This is a genomic window from Nocardia higoensis NBRC 100133, from assembly GCF_000308595.1.
GTDB lineage: Bacteria > Actinomycetota > Actinomycetes > Mycobacteriales > Mycobacteriaceae > Nocardia > Nocardia higoensis.
In genome coordinates this window covers 55,335-73,542 of sequence record NZ_BAGA01000181.1, presented here as the reverse complement: position 1 = coordinate 73,542, position 18,208 = coordinate 55,335, and the positions used below count along the sequence as shown (strand labels likewise).

General features: G+C 64.4%; 16 protein-coding genes and 1 CRISPR repeat array. Of the genes, 13 read left to right on the top strand and 3 right to left on the bottom strand.

Going from position 1 to position 18,208, the window contains the following annotated elements:
• Window positions 1-331: 331 nt before the first annotated feature.
• The 6 genes from ON26_RS29690 to argS all read left to right on the top strand — a co-directional run bounded on the left by ON26_RS29690 (window position 332) and on the right by argS (window position 8,012).
• Window positions 332-1,777 carry a helix-turn-helix domain-containing protein gene (locus tag ON26_RS29690; protein ID WP_157172076.1) on the top strand — a complete coding sequence of 482 codons (1,446 nt, stop codon included), beginning with the start codon at window positions 332-334 and terminating at the stop codon, window positions 1,775-1,777.
• A 144-nt stretch (window positions 1,778-1,921) separates the two neighbouring features.
• Window positions 1,922-2,905, top strand: coding sequence for a hypothetical protein (locus tag ON26_RS34355; protein ID WP_218000656.1), 984 nt, complete (start codon window positions 1,922-1,924; stop codon window positions 2,903-2,905).
• A 73-nt stretch (window positions 2,906-2,978) separates the two neighbouring features.
• Window positions 2,979-4,562, top strand: a complete 1,584-nt coding sequence (locus ON26_RS29680) for a pyridoxal phosphate-dependent decarboxylase family protein (protein WP_218000655.1) — start codon at window positions 2,979-2,981, stop codon at window positions 4,560-4,562.
• A 5-nt stretch (window positions 4,563-4,567) separates the two neighbouring features.
• Window positions 4,568-5,476, top strand: a complete 909-nt coding sequence (locus ON26_RS29675) for a methyltransferase (protein ID WP_040801371.1) — start codon at window positions 4,568-4,570, stop codon at window positions 5,474-5,476.
• Entirely contained in the window at window positions 5,473-6,249 is a 777-nt protein-coding gene (locus ON26_RS29670; RefSeq protein ID WP_040801328.1) for a nucleotidyltransferase domain-containing protein, read from the top strand. The genes ON26_RS29675 and ON26_RS29670 overlap by 4 nt, the downstream gene beginning before the upstream one ends.
• Window positions 6,246-8,012 (top strand): arginine--tRNA ligase, encoded by a 1,767-nt coding sequence (gene argS, locus ON26_RS29665; RefSeq protein ID WP_083884469.1) that lies wholly within the window; start codon window positions 6,246-6,248, stop codon window positions 8,010-8,012. The genes ON26_RS29670 and argS overlap by 4 nt, the downstream gene beginning before the upstream one ends.
• Before the next feature lie 245 nt (window positions 8,013-8,257).
• A CRISPR array of direct repeats spans window positions 8,258-8,896; the repeat unit is 29 nt; unit sequence GTGCTCCCCGCGCACGCGGGGATGAGCCC.
• 357 nt (window positions 8,897-9,253) lie between these two features.
• Here argS and ON26_RS32775 read toward each other — a convergent pair.
• Both ON26_RS32775 and ON26_RS29660 read right to left on the bottom strand, forming a co-directional pair.
• Window positions 9,254-9,727, bottom strand: a complete 474-nt coding sequence (locus ON26_RS32775) for an NUDIX domain-containing protein (protein WP_083884468.1) — start codon at window positions 9,725-9,727, stop codon at window positions 9,254-9,256.
• The gene (locus tag ON26_RS29660) at window positions 9,711-10,475 is read right to left on the bottom strand and encodes a helix-turn-helix domain-containing protein (RefSeq protein WP_040801327.1); all 765 of its coding nucleotides are present in this window, start codon (window positions 10,473-10,475) and stop codon (window positions 9,711-9,713) included. The genes ON26_RS32775 and ON26_RS29660 overlap by 17 nt, the downstream gene beginning before the upstream one ends.
• A 657-nt stretch (window positions 10,476-11,132) precedes the next feature.
• Here ON26_RS29660 and ON26_RS29655 point away from each other — a divergent pair.
• The 7 genes from ON26_RS29655 (at window position 11,133) to ON26_RS29625 (ending at window position 17,184) form a co-directional block, all read left to right on the top strand.
• The gene (locus ON26_RS29655) at window positions 11,133-12,311 is read left to right on the top strand and encodes a cytochrome P450 (protein ID WP_245546115.1); all 1,179 of its coding nucleotides are present in this window, start codon (window positions 11,133-11,135) and stop codon (window positions 12,309-12,311) included.
• 19 nt (window positions 12,312-12,330) lie between these two features.
• Window positions 12,331-13,593 carry a cytochrome P450 family protein gene (locus ON26_RS29650; RefSeq protein WP_051027887.1) on the top strand — a complete coding sequence of 421 codons (1,263 nt, stop codon included), beginning with the start codon at window positions 12,331-12,333 and terminating at the stop codon, window positions 13,591-13,593.
• A 252-nt stretch (window positions 13,594-13,845) separates the two neighbouring features.
• On the top strand, window positions 13,846-14,325 hold the full coding sequence (locus tag ON26_RS29645; protein ID WP_040801324.1) for a hypothetical protein: 480 nt from the start codon (window positions 13,846-13,848) through the stop codon (window positions 14,323-14,325).
• Between the two features lie 505 nt (window positions 14,326-14,830).
• Window positions 14,831-15,826: a hypothetical protein gene (locus ON26_RS29640; protein WP_157172075.1), complete on the top strand. Its 996-nt coding sequence runs from the start codon at window positions 14,831-14,833 to the stop codon at window positions 15,824-15,826.
• A 6-nt stretch (window positions 15,827-15,832) separates the two neighbouring features.
• Window positions 15,833-16,183, top strand: a complete 351-nt coding sequence (locus tag ON26_RS29635) for a hypothetical protein (RefSeq protein WP_040801320.1) — start codon at window positions 15,833-15,835, stop codon at window positions 16,181-16,183.
• Window positions 16,180-16,782, top strand: coding sequence for a DUF3558 domain-containing protein (locus ON26_RS29630; RefSeq protein ID WP_083884465.1), 603 nt, complete (start codon window positions 16,180-16,182; stop codon window positions 16,780-16,782). Before ON26_RS29635 ends, ON26_RS29630 begins: the two co-directional genes overlap by 4 nt.
• Window positions 16,783-16,800: 18 nt before the next feature.
• On the top strand, window positions 16,801-17,184 hold the full coding sequence (locus ON26_RS29625; RefSeq protein WP_040801317.1) for a hypothetical protein: 384 nt from the start codon (window positions 16,801-16,803) through the stop codon (window positions 17,182-17,184).
• 79 nt (window positions 17,185-17,263) lie between these two features.
• Here the strand turns inward: ON26_RS29625 and ON26_RS29620 are convergent, their stop codons facing one another.
• Complete coding sequence (locus tag ON26_RS29620) at window positions 17,264-17,797, bottom strand: cytochrome P450 (protein ID WP_051027886.1); 534 nt, start codon at window positions 17,795-17,797, stop codon at window positions 17,264-17,266.
• Between the last annotated feature and the right edge of the window lie 411 nt (window positions 17,798-18,208).

Sequence of the window (18,208 nt, the reverse complement as noted above, 5' to 3'; positions counted from 1 at the left end):
TCGAATGCCGCTTCGGCGTCCGGGCCGTGCTCCCCGCGCACGCGGGGATGAGCCCGCGTTGACGAACCGCACGAGGTGCATGCCGGTGTGCTCCCCGCGCACGCGGGGATGAGCCCGTCGAGGATCAGCTGAAGTCCACTGTCGGTGAGTGCTCCCCGCGCACGCGGGGTGAGCCCCAATGCCCATCGGGTTCACCTGGATTCGACGAGATCGCGAAAAACATCCAGGCGTGACATGGCCCGAAGCCGTGACAGTCCCCGTGCCGTCTGCTCGAATGGTGACAGACCGCGAATCCCAACGGTCGCAGGCCAGCTGGGGGCAGGAGCCGATCGTGGACGCGACGCAATCCCACGGATGGCTGCGCCGGGACAGCGACGCCGCGGGTGCGCGGCTGGTGGGCCAAGTGGTCCGTGAGTACCGGCTGGCCGCGGGGGCGAACCAGGTGGCCGTGGCCGAGGCCATGGGGATCACCCAGCAATTCCTCAGCCAGGTGGAGAAAGGGACTCGCAAGGCGACCTTGGAGCAACGGCAGGGGTTCGCCCGGGTCTTGGGGATTCCTCCTGAAGAACTCGGCATCGCCCATGGTAGTGCTCACGGACGTGCGACCACCGGCATCAGCGCGCCGTCAGTGGCGGTCAGCCGTGGTCGGTGGCGTGTCCAACGGCATTGGCTCAACAGCCATCGCAACGACCTCGGGAAGCTTGCGACTGGCTGGTATCACGCCGACTATCGGTTGCCGAGAACATCGCTGATCACCCGCGATGGATGGGTGCCGGATGCGCCTGTCGACCTGGATTCTCTTCGTCTCGGCCTCGATGAGGGACCGCAGGCCGTCGAAGTCACCGGAGCCGAGAAACAGACAGAGCTTGTTCGTCCTCTGCGTGTTCCCGAACTCGCCTTCGAGACCTATTCCGCAGCAGTGAAACATCTCGATCCGCCACGGCTTTTCGAATCGAGACCGAGCTACCGATATCTCGGCGGCACCGTAGCTTCCGGCGCCATGGAGTTCGGGCTGGCGGCCTACTTCGACAAGCTCGATGTGAGCGAAGCTCTCGCCCACGAGCTTGCGGTAGCCACTATGGCTCACCCCGGCGCTGCTATCTCGGATCTGAGGGGATGTCTGCCCTTTCGCGAGCTCGTTGGTGACCCGTTCGATCCGGCACGGCGCGCGATCATCCCGGCGATCACGACGTTGACCATCCGTCTGCGCCGGTTTCCGGACGTCCCCTCGTTCCTGCTGCACTGGCGTGATCCCGCCCGTGTCGCGACAGCGGCAGGTGTCTACGATGTCATCCCGGCCGGCGAGTTCCAGCCGTCCAGCGTGGGATTGTGGGATCGCCGTAACGACTTCTCGTTGTGGCGCAACATGGTTCGTGAGTTCTCCGAAGAGTTGCTCGGACACCCCGAGCATGATGGCACCCGGAGTGCTTCGATCGACTACGAGAACTGGCCTTTGTATCAACGACTCGGCTCGGCTCGTCGCCGGGGGAAGATGAGCGTGCATCTCCTCGGATTCGGACTCGACGCATTGACACTGGCTGCAACTCTTCTGACCGTGGCGGTTATCGATGACGATGTATTCGAAGAGATATTCGGTGGTGTAGTGCAGTTCAATGAGGAAGGTGAGGTCGTCGGCGTCGGGGATGGGCGCGGCGTCGACGGCGTGCCTTTCACCGAGGAATCGGTCACGCGGATGCTCGACGCCGAACCCATGGCAGCGCCGGGAGCGGCGTGTCTGGCGCTGGCATGGCAGCATCGACACAGCTTGATCAGCTGATACGAACCTGGAGAGCCAATGCCCGTGTCATCGCGAATCTTGACAGCCAGCGAGCAGGCGTGGGTTCGTACCCGGTCCTATCTGCGTGAAAACAGAACCGGATTGGATCTTGCCGCTGCATCCCGGTACCCGGATCTGCTCCGAGTGGCCGAATCGTCCCTTCTGGCCCGACCCGAGTGGCTGCCCACTTCACCGATCCCGTTGAACGACATCTCCCTGGAATGGGTACGCGCCGAGGAACTGCCGTCGACGGCGCCGCTGCCGCGCAGCTCGATTCTCCCGACCAGAGCCGACGGCCGGAGATACGAAACCTATTCCGAGGCAGTCGGTGAGATCGCGGCGCCGACGGTGTTCGAGAACCGCCCGACCTACAGGTTGCTGCACGCCCAGTTGACCGGTCGGTCACCGACACTACGATTCGGCCTCGGACACTACTTCGACAGCATCGATGTGGGTGAAGCCGCCGCGCACGAGTTCGCGGTGGCTTACCGAGACGGAGACGTCGAACGCGGTGTGCGGGCGACGATCACCGACCCCTGTGATCCGGGGCAGCGAAGCGTGAACCTCGCGATCAGCACGCTGACCATCCGCCGCGACACCGACACTGGCGACCGAACGTTCCTGCTACATTGGCGCGACCCACGCAAGGTCGGGCACGCCGGCGGGATGTATCAGGTGGTGCCTGTCGGGATCTTCCAGCCCTCCGGTTACGCCGAATGGAACATCTCCAACGACTTCTCACTGTGGCACAACATGATTCGGGAGTTCTCCGAAGAACTATGCGGGAACAAGGAGGATCACGGCAGCGAGAACACCCCGATCAGCTACGGGTCATGGGAGTTCGCGTCGCGACTCACCCAGGGAATCGATGAGGGCTCGATCGAGGCGCACTGCTTGGGTTTGGGTGTCGACCCGCTGAGCTTCGCCACCGATCTGCTGACCGCTGTCGTCCTCGATGGACCGGTGTTCGACGACCTGTTCGGTGAGATCGCGGCCGACAACGATGAAGGGCGCGTGCTCGAGCTGCAGCCATTCACCGCCGAAGGCGTTCGCCAGATCCTCGCCGAACACCCGATCCAGGCCGCCGGCGCCGCCGCACTTCAGCTGGCGATCACCACCCTACGCTGACCCCGATACAACGGGCTGTTGTACAGCGGCTCGTTGTTGGAACTTGCGAACGCGCCGGAGAGACGCTGGGGGAGTGACATATTCAGAGATAGCCTCGCCCGGACCGAACGTCGTGACAGCCGGCGCGCCGGCGCAGGAACGGGCCGCCGCTCACACCACAGCCGGTAGTTCCGAGCGCGACCACCGCGATGGTGTGCTGCATCGAGCGCTGGACATCGGCCTGCAGTTCAAAACGCGCCCCGAGATCTTCGGCCACCGAAGCACCACAGAGGATATCCGCGATCTGCTGCTCACCGATCTTCCCGCTGAGGCCATGCCCGCGGATGAGGTGCTGGCCGATTTCGTGGAGCGGGTGCTGCCACTGTGTAAGAACGAGGCATCGCCGCGATTCATGGGCTTCGGTGACACCGGAGACGACCTGCTCGCATTGGCTGGCGGCCTGCTGGCAACGCTGACCCAGCAGAACATGATCAATCAGTCCTTCGACAGCCCGAGTGCGACCTTCGTCGAGATCACGGTCCTGCGATGGCTGCGTACTCTGCTCGGCTACGCGAACCCGCCTGTCGACGGTGTGCGCACGGTTTGGGATGTGGGCGGCATGTTCCTTCCTGGAGGCACGACGAGCAACACCGTGGCTATGATGCTCGCGCGGGAGGCGAAACTACCGGGCACGATGCGGTCCGGCGTGACTGACCCGACCCGCTTCGCGGTCGTAGTTCCGAAAGGGATCGGGCACTACAGCATCAAGGCTGCCTTGACCTGGATCGGCTGCGGCGCCCAGATGATAGAAGTGCGGACCGACGGATTCCGTTACGACAAAGCTGAACTCAGTAGAGTCCTCCGCCTCCACGGTGGTCGCGTGATGGCTGTCGTCGCCTACGCCGGCGACAGCCGGACTCAGACGGTGGAGGAGTTGCGTGCGGTGCACGATCTGGTCCGGGCTGTCGACCCGACGATCTGGCTACACGCCGACGCCTGCTGGGGACTGCTGGCTGCATTCAGCCCTGTCTTGCGGGACAAGATCGACGGCATCGCCGAATTCGACAGCATCACCGTCGATCCGCACAAGATCATGGCTGTCCCCTACGGCGCGAGTGCTGTGCTGGTACGCGATCCCGCAGCGGTGCGGACGATCTCGACGTACTCGGACCTGATCATGCAAGAGGACTTCGCTTTCGGCCAGGTCACCCCCTTTCTCGGCACCAAAGAGTGGACGTCGCTGAAGCTGTGGATGATGATGCGCGGCCGCGGTTACACAGGACTGGCGCAGTTGGCCGAGCATCGACACGAGATGACTCGACGATTCGCCGACCTGGTCGATGCCCACCCACGGTTGATTCGCCTCAACGACCCGGATCTGGCCGCCATCGCGTTCGTCTATCTGCCGACAGGCGTCGTCGTGGGCCAGGTCGACAAGAAGGGACTGGATCGCATCAATCAGCTCAACCTTGCCGTCCACGCACGAATGCTTGCCGAAGGCCAGTGGCATCTGCACCAGTTCGCACTGGCCGATGATCTGGGTCGGATCCGCCCTGCGGCGATCGTGCATCCACTGCGATTCATGGCGAACAACCCTGCGCTCACCGAGAGCCACATGTGCGAGATCCTGGCCTACCTCGATCTTCTCGTAGCCGATCTGGAGGCTGAAGGAGCGTGAAGGACATGATGTTTCGCTCGGTGTACGAGACCGAGGGCACCTATGACAGGCTGCTGCTACGTCACTATTTCGGCGGCGCCGAAGATACCGATCTGGTAGGTGACTGGCTCATCGATCATCACGGTTCCCCGGTCGCTGGGTTGAGGGTTGTCGAGTTCGGCTGCGGCACGGGAAGAATGACCGACGTTCTCGCGCCGTTCGCGCGGGATCTCGTGCTCGCCGATTACAGCGAAACGATGGTGGCGGCTGTCTCGCAAAGGTTTCCCGACGCGCAAACGATCTGCGCGGACACCAGCGATGCCGTCACCGCGCTGCTGGGCGGAGGCCGGGAGAGAAGCTTCGACCTGGTGACGGCCTTTTGGTCGCTCAGTTACCCGATCGGCGAATTCTTCGAGGAACTGACTACAGCGGGCATAGTGCCGCGACACGACCGAGTGCGGGCCCGTGACCGAGCATGCGAGTTCGTTTGCGACATGGTCCGGCTGGTGGCCCCAGGTGGACACCTGCTCGCGATGCTCTTCGATGCCGAAAGCTTGGAACAGCGGCTGGTGACTCAGGCGTGGGAGACGATCGCGCCGTTCCCGGAAGGGGGACGTGCCTACACACGCCATGTTCTGGTCGACGCACTGCGGGCTGCGGAGAACCAGGGTGAGGGCACTTTGGTTCACACACGCCGCGGGGGAGTGGCCTGGGCGCCGAGCCGGGAGTCGGCCCGCGAGTGGTTCTTCGGTGTGCACTTCAAACACCATCCCTGCCTGCTCGGCGACCTCCGGCTCGCAGCGGCAGTGGAGGAATTCATCGACCGATACGAGTGCGCGGATGGTGGGGTCGCGCTGCCGAGCGGTGTCCACGTGTTCGACTTTCATGTGTGCGAGCACCCGCGCGCCTCGTTGCCGGATGGGGTGTCGCCATGACTCCTGAACTGTTCGCCGCCGCGGCCGAGCTGTGCCGGGCCTTTGCGCCGGCAGGCGGATACGGTTTGGTCTACGGCTCGCAGGCGACCGGTCCCGGTCGCTCGCATTCCGATCTGGACCTGGTCCTGGTCGGGCGACACCGCCCCGGCTCTCGGGTGATGAGCGATTTGATCGGTGCAGTCCGCCGCATCCACGATGACTTCGGCTTGCGTGTCGACACCGAAGTAGATTATGAGACCAAGCTGTTCGCAAGCTTCTCCGATGTCGATGGTGCTGTCGGCCTGAGCTGCTTTCGGCGGGTAGGAGGCCGGCTGCGCCCCGATCCGGTCGTTGCCGAGCCGGGATGGCTGAACTCGACAGCATTTGCCCAGCGCCTGCTGCTCAATGCCCTCACCAGCGAACACGCATTCCTCGGTGGGAACGTTCGACGCTATCGTGCCGATCGCTCGAGGGCCGAGACGTCGCTGGCACTGCTCGTCGTCTCGATGCTCGGAACTACGGAGCTCACCGTGCTGGACGCTGTGCGGGTTCTCACCCGCAGCCCCGATGGCGCGTGGGGGAAGGATTTTCTGGGCTACACCCCCACTGCCTATCTGTGTTCGGCTGTTGAAGCGGGCCTGTCCTCGCTGGCCGACCAGAACGTGGTCGAGGTCGTCGACGGCACGCGATTCCGTCGGCGCCACGTCGTCGCCGAACCGGGCGGCGCTGACCAACTTTCATCCGTAGCCTGCGACAATGGCGTGACCATTCCCATCGAAAGGACCCCAGGGTGAGCTCTGCCGGTATTGTGCCGCTGCTCGAACGTGTCGCTACCTCCGTGTCGGAGGCGATCGTGCGAGTCCGTCCGGAAATGGCGGATGCGGACCCGGTAGTGCGACGATCCGATCGCGCCGACTTCCAATCCAATGCAGCGCTGCCATTGGCGAAGAAGGTCGGCGTCCCGCCCGCCCAGCTCGGCAGTGAGTTCGCACAGCACCTCGAGGTCACCGACGGTGTGATCGCTGACGTGCAGGTGTCGGGCCCGGGGTTTCTGAACATCACGCTGGCCGATCGAGCGGTCTGGGAAAGCGTCGCGGCGCGCCTGGCCGACGATCGGCTCGGTGTTCCCGCCGTCGAGCACGGACAGCGGATTGTGATCGACTACTCCGCCCCGAATGTGGCGAAAGAAATGCACGTCGGACACCTGCGCACCACGATCATCGGTGACAGTCTCGCCCGCGTCTTCGGTTTCCTCGGCGCTGAGGTCATCCGTGCGAACCACCTCGGCGACTGGGGCACCCAGTTCGGCATGCTCATCCAGTACATCGACGAGCATCCTGAGTCCCGTTGGTACACGGAGGAACTCGATGCCGGCACCAGCGCGGTCTCGGCACTGGACAGCCTGTACAAGGCGGCCCGCGCACTGTTCGACTCCGACCCTGCCTTCGCCGACCGAGCACGCACCCGCGTGGTCGCCCTCCAGGCCGGCGACCCCGACACCGTCGCGCGGTGGCGCGAGATCGTCGCCGAGTCGGAGAAGGCTTTCGGCGCTATCTACGACCGGCTCGGTGTCCTGCTGACCCCCGACGACTACATCGGCGAATCGTTCTACAACGATCTACTGGCCGAAACCATCGCCGAACTCGTCGACAAAGGCGTGGCGGTCGACAGCGACGGCGCGGTCGTCGTGCTGTCGGAGCAGGTCACCGGTCCCGAAGGCCAGCCCGCGGTATTGATGGCCCGCAAACGCGACGGTGGCTACGGCTATGACAGCACAGATCTGGCGACCATCCGGTACCGCATCGCGTCGTTGCATGCCAACCGGCTGCTGTACGTCACCGACTCACGACAAGCTCTGCACTTCCAGCTGGTCTTCGAAGCGGCCCGGCGGGCGGGCTGGCTCACCGATGCGATCGGCGTCGACCATGTCGCCTACGGAACCATATTGGGTCCCAATGGAAAACCCTTCAAAACCCGTGCAGGCGGAACTGTTCGCCTGATGGACCTTCTCGACGAGGCGGTGGCGCGAGTCCGCGCCGTCGTCGCCGAGAAGAACCCTGATCTGAGCCCCGTCGAACTCGACAGCATCGCTGAACAAGCCGGCATCGGCGCCGTCAAGTACGCGGACCTGTCGACGTCCAGGGTCAAGGACTACATATTCGACCCGGTCCGAATGACCGCGCTCAATGGCAACACCGGTGTCTATCTGCAATACGCCCACGCGCGAGTGTGCTCGATCCTGCGCAAGACCGGCACCACGACACCGGCCGCCGTCGACACGCTCGCTCCGCTCGAACCGGCGGAGCGGGAGCTGGCACTGGCCCTCGACGGTTACGGAACGGTCCTCGGTGAGGTTGCCGAAACCCTGGAGCCACATCGGCTCGCCGGCTACCTCTACGAACTTGCCCGGACCTACACGAGCTTCTACGACTCTTGTCCCGTCATCGCGGCCGACGAACCGATCCGCTCGAACAGAATGGCACTGTGCCAGTTGACCGCCCGTACTCTCGAGCTCGGGCTGGGGCAGTTGGGAATCGCCGCACCGCAACGGATGTGATCTTTCGCCCGCAGTCGGCTGCTGGTGGCAATCCGACATGCCGCGGTGGTGAGAATGATTGCGCGACGACGCCCACAGCATTCGTATCCAGCTGACTGCGCCAAGAAGCCCCGACGTGGCGGTACACGACTCGACCATTGGGCAGCTGCCGCTACCATCGTGTAGTGCAGCGCAAGCCACGGAACGCCCTGACGAAAGTGAATGAGAATCGCTACAAGTTGTTGTAAACCTGCAGGTCAACAAGTGTGCTCCCCGCGCACGCGGGGATGAGCCCCGGGCGGCTGCACTATCGACATTAAACGCTGGGTGCTCCCCGCGCACGCGGGGATGAGCCGGTGACGATGCGGCCATGGTCCAGCAGGACGAGGTGCTCCCCGCGCACGCGGGGATGAGCCCACGTCCCAAGGGAAGTTCGGGCCGACGTCCGTGTGCTCCCCGCGCACGCGGGGATGAGCCCACCTGGAAACCCGGCTGACCGTGCTTGCGGTAGTGCTCCCCGCGCACGCGGGGATGAGCCCGGTAGCGGCAGCCTCGCACCTGGTAGCGGCCCGTGCTCCCCGCGCACGCGGGGATGAGCCCGGTGGGGGTATGTGGCGGTACATGCCAGCCTGGTGCTCCCCGCGCACGCGGGGATGAGCCCAGTCGGTGAGCCGTGCCGAAATCGTGCGCGCTGTGCTCCCCGCGCACGCGGGGATGAGCCCGACAGCACCAGATCATGCAGCAGCGGTCCGACGTGCTCCCCGCGCACGCGGGGATGAGCCCGTCGGGGGTGAGGAGAGTGTTAGCCATGTTTGGTGCTCCCCGCGCATGCGGGGATGAGCCCTGTTCATGCTCATAGGAGCAGGAGATCGTCAGGTGCTCCCCGCGCACGCGGGGAAGAGTTCGTGATCTTCGATAGCCACCGTGCAATCGCCGCCCTTGGCGTACAGGCAGAGTGGAGCCTGGTGACTGGCGAGGACGCGCTGTCCGCATGCCCTGGAACACCAGTCGGGGGTCCTTCTGAGCCGGTCCGGGGGTTCCTGCTGGCGGGATCGATAGTAGCGGTTCGATAACCGCCCATAGTTCATCGTCCACGATCCAGGGTGCTGCCACAGCGAAACATCCTGTACTACAACAGCGTTCGTCGCCACCCGACAGATCCTGTTAGGAGCTCTATGCCGGGATGAGCCCCGCTGTGGGTTGTGAATCATCTCGACTGCAATCAAAGACTGGTGCATGACAGGGAATTTGATAACGCGGCCTCAGCCGAGATAGGGAATGGAGCGATTTTCGGTGTGGTGTTGTAAGCGGAGCCGAACGGTTTCGTGTACGGGCAAGGTTTCGAGTTCGTCAAGTCGCAGAAACCTTACTTCCGTCGACTCATCACTGACTGCGATTCGACCACCAACGACCCGCCCGTAGAAAGTTATATTGAACTCCTGGCGTACTTCCCCGTCGGCATATGCGATCACATGCTCAGGATCGGTATAGATCCCTAGTATCCCGGTTATCTCGATATCAAGCCCAGACTCCTCTTTCGTCTCGCGAACGACGCATTGCTCCAATGTCTCTCCGATCTCCATGGTCCCTCCGGGAAAAGACCAGTTTCCGGAGTCGCTTCGACGCTGCATGAGGACTGCACCCATGTCATCGACAATCAAGGCGGATCCGCCTGGAACGAGACTGTTTGCGCTGGGCGCGTCGGGGTCGCGGTAGTAGTCACGCCGTGAACTCATTGGCGAATCCTTTTTGTGTGTACGGGGTTACGGCCCCCCAGATCTGTTCGAACTGGTCGGCGAATGATTCGAAAATACCGTGCTGTGAGAGGCGGCGAAGATGCAGGGCTGTGTGCTGGTATCCGCGAGCGCGGAAAAGGTATGGGGTGACGATCATCTCGGAGTCGAATCGAAAGACCGAGTTGTAGAGGTGGGTCGAATGAAGTCCAACGGTGCACCCGGGGGTGTCTGCCAATGGTCCCAGCATGGAGAGCGCGTTGCGTATCCGGCCTGGGAGGGTTCCGCCCATCTGTTCGAGAGCGTCTCGTTCGAGAACGTGAGCGCAATCCGGATCCGCGAACCCTAGTCGCACCTCGCAGCCGGCGCGGCACTTGGCGGCGATGATGTCGGATGCCGTGGGCAACAATTCGAATACGAACGGGTATGCGTAGCCCATGATGTCGATGCGCTCGGTTGCCCTGTGTAGCAGTGATATCCATAGATCGTTCGGTATGTCTGCCCGGTGCGCGTAAGCGCCGATGACCTCTGCGGTAGCCGGGGCGCCGGATTGTAGGTCCGGCCGTGCTACGGGCCACAAGGATTCTTCAGTCTCCTGGAGCGCCTCGGCGATGTGAATCCTGGTCCGCCGGTGCGGAACTCGACCGGCTAGCCAGCGGTTCACGGTTTTCACGTCGACGCCGGCGACGGCGGCCAAGGCTGCTGAGTCGAGTCCGGCCCTCAGCATCGCGGAGGCAAGTCGAGAGGTCATGACTGGATCTTCTCATGTCCTGTCGGGACGTATGGGACGTTTAAAGTGTCCGTGTAAACGTCCCGCGCGAGGTTCTGGTGTCCCTCGTTCGTTCCTACCGTTTCTCTCACCGCTGGCGCTGGTGCGCTGCCCTGGGTGCCGAGCGGAGACCGATCGTCTGATCTGGGATGTACGGAGGGTATGGATTGAAAACCGTTCTGTTTCAGTAAGTCCGACTGCGTAGGTGCAGCGCCTTGTGTCGTCGATGTCACAGTGACTTCCCTCGAGGGCGAGGGCTGCCCGACCTGATCCCTGGGAGGCGCGACCACCAACGGACATAGGTGGTGGATCGGTTGTGACTTGCACCCGATCGAAGTGTGACGCTGACGGCTACCTGTCCAGGGGAACCAGATCGTGGATGGAATTTGCCGCACGGTTCACTCAGTAACGGGGTGTCTATACATCGAATTCGGGGTGAATCGAAGGCCGCGGTGGTTGCTGACCGCGAATAGAAGACTCTCGGGCATTCAGCACATTTCGCAGTGCCTGATGCGCATCGCTCATTCTCATAGACGGGGTATCCTTATGTCTGCAGCGCAATTTAGTGTTCCCACCGACACGCATTCTCCTGTCAGGCGTGACTCACTGCCGAAAAACGACATTGAGTCACGCATCTCGATGTACACCGAGCAGTTTGCCGCCAACCCGCACGCTGTCTACACGCAGATGCGGGAGCAGTACGGCCCACTGGCACCGATATGGCTCGCTCCAGGCGTCCCGGCGACCCTGGTCCTCGGCTACCGCACCGCGCTGAACATCCTCCACGACCCCGACCACTTCCCAGCCGACCCACGGGCTTGGGAACACGACATCCCACCCGACTGCCCCGTCCTCCCCATGATGCAATGGCGCCCGAACGCTCTGCGCAGCAGCGGCATCGACCACGCCCGCTACCGCGCCGCCACCGTCGACGCCCTCGACCGAGTAGACCTCCACAGCACCCACGCCGTGGTCGAGCGCATCTCCCTGACCCTGGTCAACGAGTTCTGCACCCGAGGCACCGCCGACCTGCTCGCCGACTTCGCATTCCCGTTGGTGTTCAACGTGATCAGCGAACTCCTGGGCTGCGACCCCGACATCATCGAGCAAGCAGGCACCGGCATGGCGATGGTCTTCGACACCACCGACGCCGCTGAGGGCAACCAGCAGCTGGTGGCGGCCCTGGCCGAACTCGTCCGCCGCAAACGCGCCCGCCCGGGTGCCGACATCACGACCAGCCTGCTCACCCACCCCGCCGGTTTCGACGACGAGGAGATCATCCACCAGCTGGTCACCATCTTCGCCGCCGCGAGCGAGCCGCTGACCAATCTGATCGTGAATACGTTGCTGCTGTTGATGACTCGCACGGAGTTCGGCGGCGAGGTCGTCGGTGGTGCGTTGTCGACCCGCGACGGGATCGAGCACGTGCTGTTCCGTGATCCGCCGATCGCCAACTTCTGCATGAGTTATCCGCGTCAGCCGCAGCTGATCGACGGCCGGGTGTGGGTGCCGGCGCATCAACCGGTGGTGATCAGCCTGGCCGCCTGCAACAACGATCCTGATGTGGTGGGCGGCAATATCCGCCACAACGGGTCGCATCTGGCGCTGGGCGCGGGCCCGCACAAGTGCCCCGCGCCGCGGCTGACCCATCTCATCGCCGTGGACGCGATCGATCAGTTCCTCGACGCGCTGCCGGAGGTGGCGCTCGCTGTGCCCGAGGACCGGTTGCGCTGGCGGCCGGGACCGTTCCACCGGGCCTTGGCATCGCTGCCCGTCGTCTTCACCCCTGTTCCGCCGCTGACCGTGCCCACCCGCTGACATGCAAAGGCCGATCCCGATGACCGATCTGCACCCCGCCTCCGTTCCGCTCGTCCTCGACGTCACCGGCGCCGACATCCCCGGTGAAGCGGCCCTGCTCCGCGAACAGGGGCCGCTGGTCCCGGTGCTGCTACCCGGTGGGGTGCGGGCCTGGGCGGTGACCGATCCCGGACTGCTGCGGGACCTGATGGTCGACTGGCGGGTGTCCAAGGACGCCGCGCGGCACTGGCCGGACTTCATCGCGGGCAGGATCCCGCCGGACTGGCCGCTGATCTCGTGGGTGTCGGTGCGCAACATGTTCACCGCTTACGGCAGCGACCATCAGCGGTTGCGCAAGCTCGTCGGCCCCGCGTTCACCCCGCGTCGCGTCGCGGCGTTGCGTCCGCAGGTCACGCGGATCGTCGGGGATCTGCTCGCCGGGCTGGCCGCGCGCCCGGCCGGGACGGTGGTGGATCTGCGGGAGGAGTACGCCGCCCAGGTGCCGCTGCGGGTGATCAGCGCGCTGATGGGGCTGCCCGACGACTTGCGGGCGGGGCTGCGGGTCTGTGTCGACGAGATCTTCTCCACGACCCCGCAACGCGATCCGCAGGCCACGTTCGCCGAGATGGTGAGCATCCTGACCACGCTGGTGGCGCGCCGTCGCGCCGAGCCGGGTGAGGACATGGCCAGTCTGCTCATCGGCCATCGCGATCACGGGGACCGGCTGAGCGAGGAAGAGTTGGTGCACACGTTGCTGCTGGTGATCAGCGCCGGATATGAGACGACGGTCAATCTGCTCGACCACGCCGTTCACCGGTTGCTGACCCGGCGCGGGTTGCTGGATCGGTTGCGCGCCGGGGCGTTCAGCTGGTCGGCGCTGGTCGAGGAGACCTTGCGGTGGGCGCCGCCGGTGGCGAATCTGCCGCTGCGCTACGCGGTCGTCGACATCGATGTCGCGGGCAGGCGAATCAAGAGCGGCGAGGCGATTCTCGCTTGCTTCGCCGCGGCGAACCGCGACCCGGGGCTGTACGGGGGCGATGCGGACGAGTTCGATCCGGCGCGGTCGACCACCGAGCATCTGTCGTTCGGTTACGGCCCGCACTTCTGTCTCGGCGCGCCGCTGGCCCGGCTGGAAGCGGCGATTGCGTTGCCCGCGTTGTTCGCCCGGTTTCCCGATCTGGCGCTCGCTGTCGCGCCGGAGGCGCTGAAACCGTTGGGCAGCTTCATCGCTCATGGGCATCAGAGTCTGCCGGTGTGGTTGAGCGGAATGGCGGGTGGGGGAGGGGAGCGGCGTGGCCGGTGATGGTGTGCGACCGAGGATGACGTGGCCGGTGGGAGCCATTCCGATCAGTTGGGCGCCGAGTGTTCGTGGGCAGACCGGCGCCGACCAGCTTCGCCACGACAACCCGCATTGGCCGGTGCGATCGCCGGAGGATGCGGCGAACGCGCTTCTCGTACACGGGGACTGCCCCTGGCATTGCTCGACCAAGGTGGCGGCGCTGCTGGTCAGTGCTGATGACTATCGCTATTTCCGTGACCGTGTGGGAGGGAAGCCATGGACATCGCGATCGGGGTCCTGAATGTGAGTGTCGGCGGGTCGCGGGCCGCCGATCGGCAGGCGCTTGTCGCACTCGCCCGATCGCGTGGCTATCACCTCGCCGAGGTGCTCATCGTCGATGAGGAGACCTACATGCCGACCGCGTTCATCGCGGAGCATGCGCGCACCGCGCGGGCCGATGCGATCCTGGCGCCGAGCCTCGAGCACCTCGGGGTGGCGGCGCGTGCGCTGCCCTATGTCTGTCCACTGGTAGTGCCCGGGCCCGCAGTCCGGGTCGGTGAGTCCGACCATGGTGATCGTGCTGTGGGTACGAGATCGGAAGTTCGCCATCGGATCCGCCGGCCGGTCATGGCAGTCGCTGCGCTGGTCGTGTTCATCACGGTTGTCTGGGCGCTGTGGCCCGCGCCGGCCACCATTCCAGCGCCCGCTGTTGTCGTGATCCCGGAAACGACCGTCCAGGGTGGCCGCATCATGTGATCGCTCCGGCCTGCCGGATGTCGTGTCTCGAGCGACGCGCGGGTGCAATCCCGCTGCGGAACGAGCGTATTTCACCGCCGCCCTGGCTGATTCGCCGCCGCGGGCGGCAGGGCTGGTCGCCGGGATGTCGGCGGCCGACTGGAACCATGCCCTGCGGATACTTGCCGTTGTCCTGCCGGATGACGCCGCGAGCATCGTGGTCAGCGATGAGGTGCCCTGGCTCGTGGATCAGGACTCGGAGTTGGAATCCGCCCACGAGCCAGCCGCCTCCACACCGGCGTCACCGACGTCATGGCCTCATACAACCAGGCGAAGCCGGGGGAGGCGCGAAGGCCGTGTCTTCGCGCGTTCGGGGCGATTCGCCGAACGGCGCGAATCGGATAGCTCCAGACACCTTGACTCGGCCGCAGTCGCGTGATTACCGTGTGCACGGCACGTGGCGTCGGCGCCCAATTACGTAGGCGCAGAGCAAGTTTGGAATTTGTATCTATAGTTCGGGGGGTTCATGACGGCATTCTCTGTGGAGATTTCCGATCTGAATGGTTGGGCGGCCCAGGTCGGACGTAACAGCGGATATATGGAGAACACGTATACCTGCTCGCTCATAGGAATGACGTCGACGGACTTCGGGAAGATCCTCGAGATCATCACCGCTGACTACGCCGAACTGCTGCCCAAGTTCCACGATGCGTTGGATACCGCCTCCAAGAGGCTGGCGTCCACTCAGCAGGCCCTGGTGTTCGCGAGTCAGGAATATGTCCGTGTGGACAGCGACTGGGCTGGGGAGATCGCCGAGCTCGACAACGGGCAAACGATCAACCGCACCGATGACGGCGAAGCCGCCGGATTCAACGACGGTGTGGTGCCGGGCATGAACATGCCGACGCGTGATACGCGAACCCTGCCGGAGATTTCGCTCGGCAGAATGATGGACAAGGTCTGTGACCTGATCGAGCTGGTCGGTGGCCCGGACCCGCGCGAGCACATCACCGCCTGGATCGCGGGCGACATCGCCGAAGCCGGGACGCAGAGCGCGTCGTGGGACCGGCTGGAGGAATATCTCGAGAACATCCAGACCAACATCAGGCACGGGCAGACCAATATCGCGAAGACCTGGACCGGGCAGGCCGCCACCGCGCAGGCCGCGCTGTTCGGGAATTGGGACACCGTCTGGAGCAGTCAGCGGAGTGCGATGACGCAGATGGGCAGTCATCTGCGAGACGCCGTCAACGAGGCGGTCAAGCTCGCGCAGGTCGTGGTCGACGTGGTCAGAACCGTGATCGCCCTGGCGAGCGCGGGGTGGGGAGCCGCCGTGATCCCGCTCTGGGGCCAGGTCAAGATGGTGCGGACCGCCACGGAGGCCGTGTCCGTCCTCAACGAGGCCCGAAAGGTTCTGATGTTGTTCTGGTCGCTGCTGAGGCTGATCAAGGATTCCATCATCGCCGCCAAAGACGTACTCTCCCGGGACGCGCTTCCGGCTGAACCCGCAAAGGTGTCGTGACAGAAGATGGCAATCGCGGACCACGCTTCGAAGATCAAGGCGGCTGTGTCGGCCATCGACACCGCGCTCGGTGAGCTCGAACAGCGACTCGCCAGTTTCAAAGCCTCGTGCCAGGTTCCCGCCGAGGTGTGGCAGAGCCTGCAGGAGAAGGCCGCGAGCGGTGAACTGGGCGCCGATATGCAGGCAGCCGCCGGGTTGGTGGCCGGTGGTGGCGAGACCTGGGATTCCCTGTTCTCCGGGCAATCCAGCAATTCGGACCTGGTTATCTCTCATCTGGACGCGATGCAGGCCGAGCACGGCGCCGCGGCCCGTGCCGGGGTCGGGCCGAATGGTATGCCCGCCGAGCTGTACCGATGAGCGGGAAGGTATTCGGCTCCATCTGCATCGTGGTCTGCGGGGTATTCGCCACCGGCTGCGGTGATCACGGATCCGCCGGTGGCGGGCCGACGACTACGAGCCCGGTCGCCCCGCCGGTCGCGGTGACCGTCGCACCACCACCCGACCAGAGTGGCTCGAGAAAGGTGCGACTCGATCCGTGCGTGTGGCTGGGCGACACCGTTGTCACGCAGATCGGTTTCGATCCCGCCACGCGGGCCAGGTCCGGTGGCATCGTCACGGCGGGACTGACAACCATAGGGTGCGACTTCATGAGATACGCGGATGTCGATGGAACCGAGGTGCCGGTCGGACTCCTCTCGGTCCGGTCGAGCAGTCGGACGATCGAAGAGGTTCGTGCCGACAGGGATTGGCCCGTCCTGGCGAACGAAGTAGTCGGTGGTCGGGGCGCGGCGGTCTATCAGTCGCCTGATGCCGAGGGGACCTGTGCTATCGCCGTCAAATCCAAGGACGGTGTGCTTGATATCACCCTGGTCGACTCATCCACGAATGTTGCGAACGTCTGCGACGAGGTGACCTCGATCGCACACTCCGTTGTCAGCATTCTCGACGCCGAGTGACAGCGGAAGGGCGCGTCGATGACCGAGGAAGAGCGAAAAGCCGACCCCCTGCTCGACAGGGCGCTCTCGGCGGCGGCGGACTACGACGACGCCGATACCGATCAGCGGGGAATGAAGCGGGCACGGGTCCTCGTCTATGGGCTGGCGATGGTGGTCGAGCAGTGGGTCAGGGACGCTCTGTGGCAGGGCGCCATCCTGTTCTCGGTGATCGTCGCGCTGTTCGGCGTGCTCGACACCGAGAGTCCCGCATGGCGGTTCGGCCTGGTGGTGGCTGGAGGGGCCGGAGCGGTGCTGGTCTTCGTCGTCCTGCGTTCGCGGTGGAGTTGGCAGTGGCAGTACTCGGTTCCAACGGTCGTCCTGGGCGCTGATGCGCTGCTGTTGGTTCTGTGGAACCAGCGCTGATGGGCTGGTGCCGCATCAAGCAACGTTGGGTAGGTGATCCGGGCTCCACGCGACACCGACTGCGCGTCCACGGCTCATCTCACTGTTCGGCGTCCGCATCGGGCTGCCCGCCCGAATATACCGGCAGACTCTGATGTCCCTGGGAGATGAAGCTGCTCAACGGCTTCAACGCCTCCGGTGCCTCGGCGAGCGCCAGCTCGGGGAACCGCTCGAACAGCGCGGGCAGCGCGATCTCGGCTTCCATCCGGGCCAACGGAGCCCCGAGGCAGTGGTGTACGCCGTAGCCGAAGGACACGTGGTCCTTGGTCGTCCTGCTCGGGTCGAACTCGTCGGCGTCGGGGCCGTACAGCTCGAGGCTGCGGTTGGCGGCGGCGATGCTGGTGATGATCGCCTCGCCCGCCTTGATCTGCTGGTCGTCCACGTCGATGTCGGTGATCGCGTAGCGCAGCGGCAGGTTCGAGACCGGGGGTGCGTAGCGCAGGGTCTCCTCGATCAGGTGTGCCCAGCTGACGGTGCCCGCGCGGACCTGGGACAGCAGTTCGGGGCGGGTGAGCAGCTGGTAGACGGCCTGGCCGAGCAGGTTGACGGTGGTCTCGAAGCCGGCGCTGATCACCAGGAGCAGGGTGTGGACGAGTTCTTCTGCTCTGTCTTGCGCCTGGACGTGCCGATCGGTTCCCCGTGTGTGTGGGTCGAGTGCGTCGATCCGCTCCAGCGGCGCACTTCGGTTCGACCGGCGACCTGCGCGTATAGCTGATTTGCTCTGCGCGGGTTGACATTTCGCTGAGCTTAAGTGAAGCTATGTGCAGCGCCAGAGCTGTGCCTGCAAGCAGGTTCGAGCCTGCGCGACTCTCTACGTCTGCGAGACGTTTTCGCGACAGCAACGTCTGATTCGATCCCCTCAGTGGCTTCGACCCGGCTCCGGGGCGAAGCCACAGTTGTTTTCCGGGCCCGATGATTTCCGCGTCGCCTCGACAAACGGCACGTCATCGCATCTTGATATGCGCATCATTCTATTACTCAGGAG

Excerpts from the sequence above, each read along its gene's own strand:
- ON26_RS29655 (WP_245546115.1), top strand. The coding sequence starts at position 11,133 with ATGTACACCGAGCAGTTTGCCGCCAACCCGCACGCTGTCTACACGCAG.
- ON26_RS29670 (WP_040801328.1), top strand. The coding sequence starts at position 5,473 with ATGACTCCTGAACTGTTCGCCGCCGCGGCCGAGCTGTGCCGGGCCTTT.
- ON26_RS29640 (WP_157172075.1), top strand. The coding sequence starts at position 14,831 with ATGACGGCATTCTCTGTGGAGATTTCCGATCTGAATGGTTGGGCGGCC.
- ON26_RS32775 (WP_083884468.1), bottom strand. The coding sequence starts at position 9,727 with ATGAGTTCACGGCGTGACTACTACCGCGACCCCGACGCGCCCAGCGCA.
- ON26_RS29625 (WP_040801317.1), top strand. The coding sequence starts at position 16,801 with ATGACCGAGGAAGAGCGAAAAGCCGACCCCCTGCTCGACAGGGCGCTC.
- ON26_RS29660 (WP_040801327.1), bottom strand. The coding sequence starts at position 10,475 with ATGACCTCTCGACTTGCCTCCGCGATGCTGAGGGCCGGACTCGACTCA.
- ON26_RS29675 (WP_040801371.1), top strand. The coding sequence starts at position 4,568 with ATGATGTTTCGCTCGGTGTACGAGACCGAGGGCACCTATGACAGGCTG.
- ON26_RS29635 (WP_040801320.1), top strand. The coding sequence starts at position 15,833 with ATGGCAATCGCGGACCACGCTTCGAAGATCAAGGCGGCTGTGTCGGCC.
- ON26_RS29630 (WP_083884465.1), top strand. The coding sequence starts at position 16,180 with ATGAGCGGGAAGGTATTCGGCTCCATCTGCATCGTGGTCTGCGGGGTA.
- ON26_RS29650 (WP_051027887.1), top strand. The coding sequence starts at position 12,331 with ATGACCGATCTGCACCCCGCCTCCGTTCCGCTCGTCCTCGACGTCACC.
- ON26_RS29645 (WP_040801324.1), top strand. The coding sequence starts at position 13,846 with ATGGACATCGCGATCGGGGTCCTGAATGTGAGTGTCGGCGGGTCGCGG.